This is a genomic window from Leptolyngbya sp. O-77 (assembly GCF_001548395.1).
Classification (GTDB): Bacteria; Cyanobacteriota; Cyanobacteriia; order Elainellales; family Elainellaceae; genus Thermoleptolyngbya.
Window position 1 is genome coordinate 4,173,921 of the sequence record NZ_AP017367.1, and the last position, 15,178, is coordinate 4,189,098.

A 15,178-nucleotide genomic window follows, 5' to 3' on the forward strand; every position below is an offset into this window, starting at 1 on the left:
GGTTATTGCAGCTTCAGCACTGCCATAAAGGCTTCCTGGGGCACATCCACCGTGCCGATCGCCTTCAGGCGCTTCTTACCCTTGGCTTGCTTTTGCAGCAGTTTCTTCTTCCGGCTGATGTCGCCGCCGTAGCACTTCGCCAGCACGTCTTTTCGCAAGGCCGGGATATGTTCACTGGCCACCACGCGGCTACCGATGGCGGCTTGCAGCGGGATTTTGAACTGGTGGCGCGGAATCAACTCCTTCAGCTTTTCCACCAGTGCCTTGCCCACGTAGTACGCCTTGTCCCGGTGAACAATGGTCGCTAGCGGGTCAACCGGGTCGCCATTGATCAGGATATCCAGCTTCACCAGGGGATTTTCGCGATAGCCGATGAGGTGGTATTCCATGCTGGCATAGCCGCGCGATCGCGACTTCATTTGGTCAAAAAAGTCCGTCACCACCTCCGCCAGCGGCAGTTCATAGGTCAGCGTCGTGCGCCCCTGGGTCAGATATTTCATATCTTTGAACACGCCCCGGCGAGACTGGCTCAGCTCCATCAGCGGGCCGACGAATTCCTCCGGCGTGATCATGTCCACCTGCACGTAGGGTTCCTCAATCGCCTCGCGCTTTTGGGGATCGGGCAGGTGGCTGGGGTTGTCGATATAGACCTCGCTGCCATCTAGCAGGCGAACCTTGTAAATCACCGATGGAGCCGTGGTAATCAGATCCAGGTCGTATTCGCGCTCCAGTCGTTCCTGCACAATTTCCATGTGCAGCAGCCCCAAAAAGCCACAGCGGAATCCAAAGCCCATCGCGCTGGAGGTTTCGGGTTCGTATTGCAGTGCCGCGTCGTTCAGCCGCAGTTTTTCGAGCGCTTCTCGCAGGTCTTCAAACTCATCGGCATCGGTAGGGAACAGTCCGCAAAACACCATCGGCTTGGCTTCCGTATAGCCAGGGAGCGGTTCCTTGGCTGGAGCCGTCGCCAGGGTAATGGTGTCGCCCACTCGCGCATCGGCTACTGCTTTGATGGCAGCCGACAGATAGCCCACTTCGCCCGCGTGCAGTTCGTCTACCTGGATTTGGTTGGGCGACAGCACACCCAGTTCGTCGATTTGGTACTCTTTGCGGGAAGCCATCAGTCGGATGCGATCGCCCTTCTTCAGCGTCCCGTCCATCACTCGGAAGTACACAATCACCCCGCGATAGGAATCGTAGTAGCTGTCGAAAATCAACGCCCGCAGCGGCTCCTGCACCGTGTCGCGGGGTGGTGGCACCAGATGCACTATAGATTCTAGAATCTCGCTGATGCCAATGCCTTCTTTTGCCGAGGCGAGAATCGCGCTGCTGCAATCCAGCCCGATAATTTCTTCGATTTCTCCCTTGACCCGATCTGGCTCTGCCCCCGGCAGGTCGATTTTATTTAGCACCGGAATGATTTCCAGATTATGCTCCAGCGCCAAGTACACATTTGCCAGAGTTTGCGCTTCAACGCCCTGCGACGCATCCACCACCAGCAGCGCCCCTTCGCAGGCAGCCAGAGAGCGCGACACCTCATAGGAAAAGTCTACGTGCCCCGGCGTGTCGATCAGGTTTAGCACGTAGTCCTGACCATCTTCGCCGCGATAGTTCATCCGGGCGGCTTGAAGCTTAATCGTGATGCCGCGCTCTCGCTCCAGATCCATATTGTCGAGAAATTGCTCCTTCATTTCTCGATTGCTAACCGTGCCCGTCGTTTGCAGCAAGCGGTCGGCCAGCGTGGACTTGCCGTGGTCGATGTGGGCAATGATGGAAAAGTTGCGGATGTTGGAGACGGGAACGTCGGTCATAGACGCAAGGCATCAAGGGGTAAAAGGGGCGGCAATGCTTAGAGGAACCGCAAGAGAAACCAGGCAGTGAATCGCCCTTAAGGCATACCGCTTAAGATATTGTAATGCTTCTCTCTGCCGGACGCATCGGCAGTCCCTTGAGTCGTCTTGGGTTTCGCCGCAGTTGGGAGGAACCAGATGACCTATGATTTGTAAATAGATCAAGATAGGTCAAGTTGTAGCGTATTGTTTATTGTTTTACGCTGCAAGGCGGCCTGTAGAGACAGTAGCCTTTGTAGGCAGTTTAATTCAGGGGTGCTTGGGAAGAAGGGCGATCGCCCCTCGTTTAAGAACCAGAATCTTTAAGAGCCAGCATCACTTAGAAAAGTGGGTGCAGCTTTCTGGAGTCGGGTGCAATAGAGGTGTAGTAAACAGGTCTTGAGCGGAGTAGATGGTTGTTCCAGAACTATCAAGGGGGCTTGACCATAGGGGACTTTTCTGGATACAAACGCTCTCGCTTGCGAAAGACTCTTGCTAGAAGCCAGACGAAACGCCGCTTCCTCTGCGGCTTGCCATCGCCAAGACTCAAAATCTAAACCGAGATTTACACCAAGCTCTACATCAAGCTTTACGACTCAAGATTTACAATTCAAGCCATTAAGTTCACAACTCACAACATTAGATTCCCTGTACAAAACGATTTAGGGCAGAATTTACTGTAAGTCGGTAGATTCTCATCCTGGAAGGGTGTCTGTATAGGCGAACCAGGCGATATCAGCGACGGAACACATTGCGGAACGGTGAGAGAGCAAGACAATTCTATGAGTGACCCTGTTGTGGAATCTAATGTGGCGAAAACTGATGGCGTGAAGACTGATGGCGTGAAGACTGATGGTGTGAAGACTGATGGTGTGAAGACTGATGGTGTGAAGGCTCAGGCCGGTGTTCAGAGTTCGACTCAGGAGGCGATCGCCCCCACAGACCCGCCACCCGCCGTCAGCCCCAGAGTGGCGGCTGGAAACAAGGTCGATTTGTCAATCCAGATCGACGCTGAGCTATTGAATCAGATTGGGCATCTCACCAGCGATCCGAGCAAGGTGATTGAAGTTGCAGTCCGTCAATGGCTGCGGGGAGGAGCCTCGCGGGACGACGACCTGACGCGATCGCTCCAGCGCAATCCGCCCGTTCCCCCCCGTGGAGAATGGAACGACTAGCCAACTGCTGTAGGAATCACGGATTTGCTTTAAAAGCCGTTGCAGATAGCCTCTGCGACAGGCTACGTTAGGCGAAGATACTTGCTGAACCTGATTCCAAGAACATTTTGCGCGTTTGAACTCGTTTGAACTCACTGTCTCCGATGCACGCTGATGACCTTGTCTGAAGATTCTTCTAGTTCTGTCGTTGGCCCGACAGATGTAGGGATTGCTAGGCGACCCGGCGGCCCGCTCCAGAAACCGCCCTCCATTGGTGATCTCATCTTCATACAAGACGCTGTGGGAACCTACCTCTCCTTCTCCTGGAAGGACGCAGCTCGTTACGGACTAGGTTCCACAGAGCTGGTGGGTCGGCCGATTGAGGAAGTCGAGTTTGCGCCAGCCGCCCTTGCGCCCTACTTGCAGCGGATTCGTATGGTGCTTGATTTGGGCAGCCCCGATGGGTTTTCCTACTTGTTTCGCTGTGGCGGGCAGTATCTCGTTTTTGACCTCGCGCTCAGCCCCATTCTGCAAGTCAACGCGCTGCCTTCAGCAGTCATCGTCACGGGGCATCTGCTCTATGCCTGCACCGATGACCAGGCCCACCGGCTGCTAGAATCGCCCCCTTGCTTCAGCACGCTCCGGGGCAGGGGCTCCATCTTTTATCAAAAGGCACTGACTCGCGTTGCCTGGAATATCCGCCATACGCTTGACCTCGATACCATCTGGCAGCAAACCGCCAGTGGACTGGGTGAAACGCTCAACCTGAGTCGCTGTTGGGTGTGTGCTTACCCCGCTGAAGAGGGAAAAGCGCAGATCATGGCAGACTATCGGCAAGATGGGGTGGTGGATTGCGTCGGGCAAATGCTAGATTTACCGCACTTTCCCTACTTGCAGCAGGCCGTTTCCACGCTCCAACCCGTTAGCACCACGCAGATTGATCAAGAAAGCGGCAGGGAGATGGCAATTTTGGCGATCGCCACCTGCCACGACGGCCAGCCCAACGGACTCCTCGTGCTGTATCAAGACGATGAAGCTCAGGTGTGGAGACAGTCCGAAATCGAGCTAGTTCAGGAATTTGCAGAGCAGATTGGAACGGGGCTGGCCCATGCTAGTCTGTACGCAACGAGCCGCCGCCAAGCCGAGCGACTGATGCAGCAGTATCACGACCTCGAAGAGAGCCGCCGCCAGGCCGAAGAAGCCTCCCGCCTCAAGAGCGAGTTTTTGGCGAACACGTCCCACGAGCTACGCACCCCGCTCAACGGCATGATTGGCTTCCTCAAACTCATCGTAGACGGCATGGCGGATGATCCCGAAGAACAGGGCGAGTTCATCGAAGAAGCCTACCGCTCAGCGGTAAACCTGAACGATATCATCAATGACATCCTGGACATTGCCAAAATCGAAGCAGGCAAGCTCGAAATCGAGATTAACCCGGTCAAGCTCGATGACCTGATGGACGATGTGGAACGCTTTATCCGTCCGCAGGCCGAACACAAGCACCTGAGCTTTAGAATCTGCAAACCCGAGACGCGAGATCCAATCATCCTAAACGGCAACTATCAGCGCCTCCGCCAGGTGCTTCTGAACCTGTTGGGCAACGCCATCAAGTTCACCCACGAAGGCGGCATCACCGTTACCACCGACATCCTGCCCCGCCAGTCTGACCAAGACAAAGGCTATGCCAAGATTAGCGTCGCCGATACAGGCATTGGCGTTTCGCTAGAGAAGCAAGACCGCCTGTTTCAGTCCTTTAGCCAGGTAGACGGTTCCCGGACGCGGCAATATGGCGGCACAGGGCTTGGTCTGGCCATTTCCCAGAGGCTTGTAGAAGCGATGAAGGGTGAGGTGAATTTCTACAGCTTGGGCGAGGGGCTGGGGTCTACCGTCACCTTTACTGTGCCGCTCCACCAGCATCCGGTGTTAGTCGCCCGGCAGTCCGAAGAGGAAGACGTGAATCTAGCGGATTTGGCATACCTGACTGACTTAGATCCAGACCTGGATGAGATGGAGTAGCTATCGACGGGCGATCGCTTCTAGCCCTCTGCGGTAGCATAACTCTATCTTCTGGGTCGTTTTTCATCTCATCGTTAAGCTATGTCGATTACGCTTCAGGTCAATGGCGAACCCCGCACCTGCGAGCCAGATACCTCACTGCCGCAGTTTTTGGAGCAACTGGGCATGAATCCGCGTCTGGTGGCAGTGGAGTATAACGGCGAGATTTTGCACCGCCAGTTTTGGGAACAGACTGTGATGCAGACGGGCGATCGCCTGGAAATTGTCACCATTGTCGGCGGCGGCTGACAGAAGCAGGCGGTCTCTGTCAAAATTTCGGGCGATCGCCCCTGGTTTTTCAAGTACGGTCATCCCCCCTGAAAACAGCCTCTAGCCGCCCCTGTCTAGAAACAGAGCGCGTTACATTAGAAATATCGATTGGCTGTGTAACGTTTTCTAAAGCTCTGCAACGTCAGCGCTGCAAATCTTAGCTCTGCAAACTGCACAGCCTGCCCCACGGGTTTTGCCCAACCATTTACAGGAGGGCTGGAGGCAATGCGAAGGTTCTTTTCTCAAGTGTGGCGGCCTCTGCTTCGGCCGCTTGTAGTTTTCTCTCTGATTGCAACGTTAGTATTTGGCAATGCGGGCAGCGCTCTGGCCCTAAGTCGGAGCGGCGGCCGCATCGGCGGCGGCGGGTTTAGCGTGCCCAGCCGCACCTATACCAGCCGTCCGGCTCCGTCCTATGGCGGTGGCGGCTACTATCCTGGTGGTTATCCTGGCGGCGGCATTGGGTTTCCGCTGGTGTGGGGGCCGATTTTCTTTGGAGGCGGTGCAGGCAGCCTGTTCACCATTCTGATTTTTATCTCGCTTGCATCATTTATCGTGCGGAGCGTTCGAGCCGCGCAGTCTGATGCGAATGGCTATGACGACCTGGGCTATGGCGCAGTGTCGCCCACGGTTTCGGTGTCCAAAGTTCAAGTAGGGCTGCTGTCTGGCGCTCGCGGCTTGCAGGCAGACCTAGATCGGCTGGCAAAAACGGCGGATACGGGTTCCAAAGAAGGGCTGACGGAGGCGCTGCAAGAAACGACGCTGGCGCTACTGCGGCATCCCGAATATTGGGTCTATGGCGGCACGCAGTCGGCACAGTATCGCCTGGAGGCGGCTGAGGCACAGTTTAATCGACTGGCGCTGGCGGAGCGCAGCAAATTTAGCGAAGAAACGCTGTCGAATGTCAACCGCCAGTTGCGGCAGGCAGAATCGGCTCCTGCGGCGTTGGCTACAGTCGATACGGGTGAGCGGGTGGCGACCGAGCAGCCTACGGAAATTCAGACTCAGGGCGAATATATCGTCGTGACGCTGCTGGCGGCGACGCTGGGCAAGCTAGATCTGCCCGTGGTGAACTCGACGGATGACCTGCGTCGGGCGCTGTCGCAGATGGGGTCGGTGTCGAGCGATCGCCTGCTGGCGCTGGAAATTCTCTGGACCCCCCAGGTGGAGGGTCAGACCCTCTCGTCAGATGAGCTAGTCGCTGAGTATGCTGATCTGAGATTGGTCTAGCTAGCCTGTAGATAATGGGATACGTTAGGGGTTGAGCCTTCAATCCCTATTTTTTTTACGAATTTTGAAGGGGGCTGGCAGCAATTTTTTTGACCGCGATCGCCGATAGAACCGAGTAATTCTCTCTAGAGGCACGCCCAACCCAGCGGCGATCAGCACGCCCTGATTGATCAGTGTCGTCTGCCACACCCCCAGCGCTTCCCACCGCCGCGCCGAAGTCGATACCACTGCTGGGGCGATCGCCACTTTGCCCAACATCTGAGCCTTTCGCACCAGCTTCAGATCTTCCAGAATCGGCACCTCTGGAAAGCCGCCCAGTTGCCAAAAGGTGTCTGTTCGCAGAAATAGCGCCTGATCGCCGTAGGGCAGGCTGAACCAGCGCGATCGCCAGCGCACCCCCCGCTCCACCCAGCGCAATCCCGGCAAGGTTCCGTCAATCGACAGGTCAAACGCCCCCAGCGCCACGCCCGGTTGGGACAGGGTTTGCTGCACCAGATTAGAAAAATCTTTGGGCAGGCGCGTATCGGCATGGAGAAACAGCAGCGTTTTGCCAGTGGCGGCGGCGGCTCCGGCGTTCATCTGGCGGGCGCGGCCAGGCGCGGAATGGACGACCGTCGCGCCGTGTTGCTGGGCGATCGCCCGCGTATCGTCCTGGCTGCCGCCGTCTGCCACGATCACTTCCAATGTGCCAGAGGGCGATAGGGTTTCCAGCAGGCTCGGCAATTCTGCGGCTTCATTCAGCGTTGGAATGATCACGGAAATCACCTGCTCCCGCAGCGCTTCCCACACGGGCAAGTCGGCAGCCGTGTCGATGTCTGTCAGTGGGTCAAGCGTTGCTATAGAGAGATGAAGGGCTTGAGCGATCGCTATGGTCTGGGCAAACACGCGCTCAGTGCCCCAATCAATTCCCCTGAATAAATCTGCAACCGGCTGCCGCAGCCCGATGAGATAATAGCCGCCATCGGTGGCTGGCCCCAACACTAGGTCATGGGTCTGCAACGCGGTAAACGCCTGCTGCAAAATCGCGGAATCCACACTGGGACAGTCTGCGCCAATCACCACCACCCGCTCGGCTCCAGTGGCGATCGCCCGTTCCACCGCACTCAACAGGCGATCGCCCAAGTCTCCCGACGGCTGCGGATATAGCGCCCAGGACGACCCCAGCCAGTCTGTCATTTGCGCTGCCTCGCCCCCCGAAAACCAAATTTCTGCTGAAATAGGACGGGTCGAATTCTCCGCCGTCGGATACAGGAGGGGCCGGATTTGCCGCAGCACCTGCGCGGTCATCTGTCGCTGAAGCTGGGCGGCTCTGGTTTCTCCCAAATGCGGAATGAGGCGCGTTTTCGTGGTTCCTGGTTGAGGATAGCGCGAAAAAAGAATTAGATGATCGGCAAGAATCACGGCTAAAAATTCCAATTTTGGGGTGAAATGTTAAGGGGCGATCGCCAAGATAGCGAGGCAAAGAGTCTCCTAGAAAGGCAGGCGAGAAATGCTGTAATGACCAGATAGAAAAGATTCTCCCGATCCCTCCTCAGTCTAGGTCGTCATCCATCGAGCTTTGGAAAAAACTTGTCGTTTGTACTCTGAAATGAGCTAGGATGTTGGACAAAATTTGAGGGAATTTGCCATGGGCTTCAGGTTTAAGATATTGGCTGGACTGCTCACCCTGGCAACGTCGGGTGGGGCGCTAGGATCAGGGGCGATCGCCCAGACTGTCACTTCAACCCGCAGCGCAGACGACATCCAAACACTCCAGCAAGCGTTTGAGGACGCTTACTATGGTGCCAGTGGCACTTTCTTTGGCAACCGGGGCATCGTCAACTCCTTCACCTGGTTCCTTGGCCCCTTCCCCGAAAACAACATCATCACCGATGCGCGGCAGGTGCATCGACTCTACGTGGACGCTTCAAACCAGCAAAACCTGGACGGCCCCACCATCCGCACTGCCGACTTGAACAATCCCTTTGACACCTCGCTGCTGCTGCTGCCTCCCTCTCAACCTCTGCGGCCGATTCCTGCGGGCCCCCAGTTTCCGCCCTTCAGCCAGGGCGTTCCAGGAGATCCCCAGCCTGCGCCGCGTCCAGCGGGCCCGGTTCGAGGACTCTGGTAGCATCCTGGAAGCAGTCCGGGTAAAGCAGGTTGGACAAAAAGAGATTGGACAGAAAGAGATTGGATAAAGCTGGGCAAGCGAAGGTTTCGCCTGTGATGAGTTCGCCTGTGAATTGATTTACCTGTGATTGATTCTGGCTGATAGCCGTTCTCAATTGCCAGTTTTCAATCAACTGCCAGTTTTCAAAACGAGTTGCAGCAAGCCATGTTGCCGCAAGTCATGATGTAAGCGCCGCGCGGTTATATGTTCAGCGTGGCGCTTTTGCTTGTTCTGCAAAGGTTTTCTCGACAGTTTTTAGTCTGATTCCCGGCGCTTGCCAGGCTCAGGCCTATCGCTTATCCAGCGATGCTGCTTGTATAGGCAATTCTTATCAAAAATCGGCGTGGACTATGCATCTCAAAAGAAATACGACAAACTAAGGGAAACTTGTCGGTTCGTCTAGTACCCCGCGAAACAGAGGCGGCACGAGAATCCCTTGATTTCTCTTGCTCAAAGGCTGAAACGCTTGTATGGGAAGGAACTGGGCGATCGCCCACCTGATGAGTATTTTTACTTCAAATTGTCTTCTTTATTAACTTCTGATAAGAAAGAGGGCTATATAATTAACACGTCTTTTGCAAAAATTAACCTAAAAAATTTCTGCTCACGTCTAGGCTGCCCTCAACAATGCTGCGAAATCCAGAAACATCTTTTACCCTGCTAGTCCTGCTAGTTGCCCTCGGCGGCGCTCCTGGTTTGCTTGGACTGCGGTGGGTAGTTCCAACGCTGGCACAATCTACGCCGCCAGAATTTCCGCTGCCCGCCAGCGTTCCGGCAGACACCTCCGTTAATATAGACGGCTCTGCCAGCATGACGCTGATTAATGAAAGTCTGAAGGCCCGCTTTGAGGAGCGCTACCCTGGCACCCGGGTCAACCTTGTCGCAGGCGGCACAGACGCGGCGCTACAGGCCTTACTGGCTGGAGATCTGGATCTGGTGGCAGTGGGGCGCGACCTGACCCAGGCAGAGCGGGATCAGGGATTGGTAGAGGTTCCTCTCAGCCGAGAAAAAATTGCCATCATTGTGGGCGCAGGCAACCCCTTTGCAGGCGACCTGACGTTTGAGCAGTTTGCTCAGATTTTCCGGGGTGAAATTACGGATTGGTCGCAGGTTGGTGGGCCGCCTGGGCCAATTCGCTTTGTCGATCGCCCGGTCTTCAGTGACACCCGCCAGTCGCTTAGTAATTATTCAGTATTTCAGGAAGCGCCTTTTCAAACGGGTAGCAATGCTGAACAAGTTGCGACAGACGACACGGCAGCAGTGGTGCAGGCCCTTGGGACGGATGGGATTAGCTACGCGATCGCCAATCAGGTATTGAACCGAGGCGACGTAAAGATCGTGCCCATGCACCAGACCTTGCCCACCGATCCTCGCTATCCCTTTTCGCAGCCAAGGGGCTACGTCTATCGCGGCACACCGACTCCTCCCGTGCAGGCATTTTTAGGATTTGCAACCTCGGAACCCGGTCAAGAAGTGGTAAAAGAGGCGCGTGAACAAGAAGCCACCGCAGTTGCGCCAGCGGCTCCGGTCGCGCCAGTGCCCGCCACCCCCAGTCCCGTGCTGGATGCCGCGCCCGCAGTCGTCGCCCCGCCGCCGAGGAGTAATCAACCCGAAGGGCTGCTGCCCTGGCTGGCGCTGCTGCTGCTAGGAGCTTTGCCTTTCTTGCTAGGGCTATTTCGGCGGCGAGAGGCGGTGGCTCCAGTTGCGCCGCCGCTGCGCCCAGTGCCGACTGTCGCGCCGCCCCGCCAGATTCCTGCCAGCCGGATTGTGCTAACCCCGCGCAATGCCGAAGATGCCTATGCCTATTGGGAAGCGCCAGAGGCTCATAAAGCAGATCTGAAGCGCCAAGGCGGACGCGATTTGAAACTGCGGATCTACGACGTGACGGATATTGACCTCGATCGGCAGCCTGCCCACAGCGTTCAGGAATATGACGTGGCTGAAACTGACCAGGATCGGCATGTGCCCATCATGGCGAGCGATCGCGACTATCTTGCAGAAATTGGCTACACCACCAGCGACGGACGCTGGCTCAAGCTGGCCCGATCCAACTCGGTGCGCGTGCCCAGCATCTCGGCTGCGGCTGAAGCGGCTCCCGCACCTGTCGTAACCCCCGTCGTGCCGCCTGTGGTTGCTCCGATTGTGCCGCCTCCAGCAGTATCCGTTTCTCCGACAGTACCCGCTCCAGCGCCTACCCCAGTGGAACCCGTTATCGATAAATCTGCTGTGGATGAATCTACTGTGGATGAACCTGTTGTAGCAACGCCAGAGCCAAAGACCCCCACTGTGCCGCCGATTGCTGCGGCTTTGGGCACGGGGGCAACGCTGGCAGCAGGGGCGGCTGCGATGGCAGCGCTGGCCAAGGAAGATGACCAGTCTGCTGTTGAAGCGGCAAAGTTTGACGTGGGGCAAACAGATCTGTCGGCTGAGCGGCTGGCGGATGTAGACACGAATCTACCCGATTTGCCTGATGGCTACGGCGAGAGCCGAATTGTGCTGATGCCTCGCGATCCGCAGTGGGCCTACACTTATTGGGATGTGCCCGATCAACACAAGGCACTACTGCGAGGTCAGGGCGGACAGCGGCTGGCGCTGCGGCTATACGACGTGACCGATATTGATGCCAATAGCCAGCGTCCCCACAGTGTGCAGCAGTACGACTGTGACGAGCTAGCCCGCGACTGGTATTTGCCCATTCCGGTGAGCGATCGCGATTATTTGGTTGAAATTGGCTATCTCACACCAGACGGGATGTGGCTGGTTCTGGCAAGATCCAATGCGGTTCGCATTCCGCCAATCTACCCGTCCGACTGGTTTGAGGATCAGTTTATTACGCTGGGTTGGGAGGAAGACCGGCGCGGCAAGACCTTCCTGCGGCTGATTCCACCCGGGCGACGAGTGGCAGACACGGGCAACCCCATCTACGACGAGATTTTTGACATGGCCGAGTCTGCCGAGGCAATGCGTCTGGCAGGTTCGCTCTATGGCTCCATGCAGCAGGTTCCGGCCTCGGTGCAGGGTTCCCATCAGATGGAATCGGGCGCAGCGCTCAGTTCTATGCAGGCCTCTGGGGCAGCCATTAGCAGCTACGTCTACTCAGAATCAGGGGCAGCGCTGAGTTCCATGCAGGCCTCTGGCGCAGCCATTAGCTCATTTGTCTTTTCGGCTGAAATGGGTCAATGGTCGGGGAAAACTGAGTCCGGCGTGGGCCTATACACCGAGTCGGGTGTGGGTCGATATACCGAATCGGGTGTGGGCATGTCCGGCGTGGGCATGTCCGGCTTAGGTCGATACACCGAGTCCGGCGCGGGCATGTATACCATGTCGGGCGCAGGACTTTATACCGAGTCGGGCGGAGCACTTTACACGATGTCGGGTGTGGGCATGTACACCGAATCAGGCGTGGGTCGATATACCGAATCAGGCGTGGGCATGTCCGGCGTGGGCATGTACAGCATGTCGGGTGTGGGCATGTCCGGCGTGGGCATGTACAGCATGTCGGGTGTGGGCATGTCCGGCGTGGGCATGTACAGCATGTCGGGTGTGGGCATGTCCGGCGTGGGCATGTACAGCATGTCGGGTGTGGGCATGTCCGGCGTGGGCATGTACAGCATGTCGGGTGTGGGCATGTCCGGCGTGGGCATGTACAGCATGTCGGGTGTGGGCATGTCCGGCGTGGGCATGTACAGCATGTCGGGTGTGGGCATGTCCGGCGTGGGCATGTACAGCATGTCGGGTGTGGGCATGTCCGGCGTGGGCATGGGCTATCCGGGGCCGATCAGCTATGCACGGATGTCGGGTGTGGGCCTGTACACCGAGTCCGGTGTGGGTCTGTACACTATGTCGGGGGCTGGCATTTACAGTCTGTCAGGGGTTGGGGTGCCCAATTTCTCTGGCATTGGCATGTCTGGGGTGGGCTTCTTTGGTTCCATGCCGCCGATTCGGGCGCGGAAATTCTGGCTGGTGGCAGATGCAGAGCTGATTATCTACGGCGCGACGGAACCAGATGCTTCTGTAACCATTGCTGGGCGACCTGTGAAGCTGAATCCTGACGGTACGTTCCGCTTCCAGATGTCGTTTCAGGATGGCATGTTGGACTTCCCGATTTTGGCGGTGGCGGCGGACGGCGTTCAGACCCGCGCGGTTCACATGCGGTTTAATCGGGAAACACCAGAACGCCGCACTAATACAAAGGACGAGGCGATGGATCAGCCCTACTAGGGCTTCTCTGGGGGTTCAGCTTGATCCTGTGGGCGGGCGATCGCCCCGTCTCTGATTCTGGGCTGCCTGGGCGGTCTGCTCAGAGACGCGCTCATAGAGCTGTTCAAGCTGCTGAAATAGACGGCTGCTGCGGTCGATGTCGGTTTCGCAGCCGCGAATCTCTTCGGTCTTTCCGTTCGGGTAAAACCGATAGATGGCTTCTGGCCCATCAACGGCCAGCAGGCAGAGGTTTGGGATTGGATTGCGGACATTTGCCTCGCTGCGGATCTGGTCAAAATCGGCGCGGGCAATGCGCGATCGCAGTTGTTGCAGGGTTCCTCGGCGGATGCGTCCGGTGGCGCGATCGTCGACGCTGTTGGCATAGCGGTAGCTGCCATCCTGGTAAATGGTGACTTCTGAAAAGCAGCCTGGCGGATAGCAGAAGCCACCCTCGCGGCGAACCGTGACTAGGGGCGTGCTAGTCTGACTGGTTGGACTGGTCGGAACCGAACCATCTTGAGCAATAGATATTTGAGCAGTAGATAAGGGAGCAGGTGGCTCAGCGATCGCGGCGCTGGCGATCGCCAGACACAGTCCTACAACACCAACTGTCAATGGCCGAGTTTTCATCCCGAAACCCTCACAGAAACTCAATACTGCTACCTTAAGTTCCCGCTTGCTTCGGAGTCGTTGAGTTACTAAAACTGAAACTTGCAGATCTCCGCAAGTTCAGACCAAGTTCAGACGATGTTGCACCTTCAAGACGCTACTTCGAGCCAAACTTTGCTTTGGCCTGTTCGTAGACCTCTTCGGTGATCTGCGTCATGCCGGCCTCTTCAGCAAATTTCTCGATCTTTTTGCGAGCGGCCGGACGCACAAAAAAGGGAATTTCCTTCAAACGGGCCTCGGCTTCAGGAGTCCAGGCGATCGCGCTACTCATAGAAATGGGTTCCACCTGCATTGTTCTGCCCTTCTAGTTTAGGCGCATCGGGTGGGTGGATTTGCAGGGTCACCTGATCCCTAAAATCTGATCCCTAAATCCCGATCCCCTTGTCTGATACACTTTTGACAAGAGGTACACGTCGCTCAAACGACGAAAAATCAAGCAGTTTGGAGGGTATCCGGTGGAAAGTACACTCGGTTTGGAAATTATCGAAGTGGTAGAGCAAGCGGCGATCGCCTCTGCTCGGTTGATGGGCAAGGGGGATAAGAACGAAGCCGACCGGGTCGCTGTAGAAGCCATGCGCGAACGGATGAACAAAATCCATATGCGCGGACGGATCGTGATTGGTGAAGGGGAGCGCGACGAAGCGCCTATGCTCTACATCGGCGAAGAAGTGGGCATCTGCACCCGAGAAGATGCGGCGGCCTTCTGTAACCCCGACGAACTGCTGGAAATCGACATCGCCGTTGACCCCTGTGAGGGCACCAACCTCTGCGCCTACGGTCAGCCCGGTTCGATGGCAGTGCTGGCGATTTCCGAAAAGGGTGGCCTGTTCAACGCGCCCGACTTTTATATGAACAAGCTGGCTGCGCCTCCTGCCGCCAAAGGCAAAGTCGATATCCGCAAGTCTCCGACTGAAAACCTGAAGATCTTGGCAGAATGTCTAGATCGGGCTATTGACGAACTCGTGGTGGTGGTGATGAAGCGCGATCGCCACGACGCGCTGATCAAAGAAATCCGCGAAGCTGGAGCACGTGTCCGCTTGATCACTGATGGCGACGTATCGGCCGCCATCTCCTGCGCCTTTTCAGGAACCAATATCCACGCGCTGATGGGCATTGGCGCTGCGCCCGAAGGCGTAATTTCTGCGGCGGCGATGCGGGCCCTCGGCGGTCACTTCCAAGGGCAACTCGTTGCAGATCCCGCCGTGGTCATGACCAAAGAATGGGCCAACAAGACCCTAGAGGAAAACATCGCCCGCCTCAAGGAAATGAACATCACCGATCCCGATCGGGTGTATGAGTGTGAAGAACTGGCATCGGGCAACACGGTGCTGTTCGCCGCTTGCGGCATCACCTCCGGCACGCTGATGGAAGGCGTGCGCTTCTTTAAGGGTGGCGCACGGACTCAAAGTCTTGTCATCTCCACCCAGTCCAAAACCGCCCGCTTCGTAGACACCATCCACATGGGCGACAACACCAAGCATTTGCAACTGCACTAAGCTGCAAATACCCGTCGCTCAATAGCTGCGAAAGAGTCAGGTTCCTATCTGGCTCTTTTTTGCAGTTCGAGTGCAGTTCGAGTGCAGTTCGAGTGCAGTTCGAGTGCAATTCAAGTGCAATTCAAGTGCAGT

At 56.6% G+C, this 15,178-nt stretch carries 11 protein-coding genes; 7 read left to right on the forward strand and 4 right to left on the reverse strand.

The window, feature by feature from the left end; translation table 11 throughout:
- Positions 1-2: 2 nt before the first annotated feature.
- Positions 3-1,808, reverse strand: coding sequence for a translation elongation factor 4 (gene lepA, locus O77CONTIG1_RS17680; protein WP_068513232.1), 1,806 nt, complete (start codon positions 1,806-1,808; stop codon positions 3-5).
- A gap of 800 nt (positions 1,809-2,608) precedes the next feature.
- On the opposite strand from lepA, the gene O77CONTIG1_RS28100 reads away from it, so the two are divergent.
- The 4 genes from O77CONTIG1_RS28100 (at position 2,609) to O77CONTIG1_RS17700 (ending at position 6,532) form a co-directional block, all read left to right on the forward strand.
- Entirely contained in the window at positions 2,609-3,001 is a 393-nt protein-coding gene (locus O77CONTIG1_RS28100; RefSeq protein WP_286132387.1) for a hypothetical protein, read from the forward strand.
- A gap of 153 nt (positions 3,002-3,154) precedes the next feature.
- Positions 3,155-4,996: an ATP-binding protein gene (locus O77CONTIG1_RS17690; protein WP_068513235.1), complete on the forward strand. Its 1,842-nt coding sequence runs from the start codon at positions 3,155-3,157 to the stop codon at positions 4,994-4,996.
- 81 nt (positions 4,997-5,077) lie between these two features.
- On the forward strand, positions 5,078-5,284 hold the full coding sequence (gene thiS / locus O77CONTIG1_RS17695) for a sulfur carrier protein ThiS (protein WP_068513238.1): 207 nt from the start codon (positions 5,078-5,080) through the stop codon (positions 5,282-5,284).
- Between the two features lie 267 nt (positions 5,285-5,551).
- Positions 5,552-6,532, forward strand: a complete 981-nt coding sequence (locus O77CONTIG1_RS17700; RefSeq protein ID WP_315874827.1) for a DUF1517 domain-containing protein — start codon at positions 5,552-5,554, stop codon at positions 6,530-6,532.
- Positions 6,533-6,571: 39 nt separating this feature from the next.
- On the opposite strand, the gene O77CONTIG1_RS23760 is transcribed toward O77CONTIG1_RS17700, so the two are convergent.
- The gene (locus tag O77CONTIG1_RS23760; protein WP_172799720.1) at positions 6,572-7,933 is read right to left on the reverse strand and encodes a TIGR04283 family arsenosugar biosynthesis glycosyltransferase; all 1,362 of its coding nucleotides are present in this window, start codon (positions 7,931-7,933) and stop codon (positions 6,572-6,574) included.
- 226 nt (positions 7,934-8,159) lie between these two features.
- Here O77CONTIG1_RS23760 and O77CONTIG1_RS17710 point away from each other — a divergent pair, with 226 nt between their 5' ends.
- Both O77CONTIG1_RS17710 and O77CONTIG1_RS28105 read left to right on the forward strand, forming a co-directional pair.
- Positions 8,160-8,642, forward strand: a complete 483-nt coding sequence (locus O77CONTIG1_RS17710; protein WP_156435433.1) for a hypothetical protein — start codon at positions 8,160-8,162, stop codon at positions 8,640-8,642.
- Positions 8,643-9,308: 666 nt separating this feature from the next.
- Positions 9,309-12,902 (forward strand): DUF4912 domain-containing protein, encoded by a 3,594-nt coding sequence (locus tag O77CONTIG1_RS28105; protein WP_068513249.1) that lies wholly within the window; start codon positions 9,309-9,311, stop codon positions 12,900-12,902.
- Between the two features lie 15 nt (positions 12,903-12,917).
- Here O77CONTIG1_RS28105 and O77CONTIG1_RS17720 read toward each other — a convergent pair whose 3' ends face one another.
- Positions 12,918-13,511 (reverse strand): hypothetical protein, encoded by a 594-nt coding sequence (locus tag O77CONTIG1_RS17720; RefSeq protein WP_068513252.1) that lies wholly within the window; start codon positions 13,509-13,511, stop codon positions 12,918-12,920.
- Between the two features lie 136 nt (positions 13,512-13,647).
- The gene (locus O77CONTIG1_RS17725; protein WP_286132389.1) at positions 13,648-13,842 is read right to left on the reverse strand and encodes a PCP reductase family protein; all 195 of its coding nucleotides are present in this window, start codon (positions 13,840-13,842) and stop codon (positions 13,648-13,650) included.
- Between the two features lie 163 nt (positions 13,843-14,005).
- On the opposite strand from O77CONTIG1_RS17725, the gene glpX reads away from it, so the two are divergent.
- Positions 14,006-15,046 carry a class II fructose-bisphosphatase gene (glpX, locus tag O77CONTIG1_RS17730; protein ID WP_068513255.1) on the forward strand — a complete coding sequence of 347 codons (1,041 nt, stop codon included), beginning with the start codon at positions 14,006-14,008 and terminating at the stop codon, positions 15,044-15,046.
- Positions 15,047-15,178 lie beyond the last annotated feature (132 nt).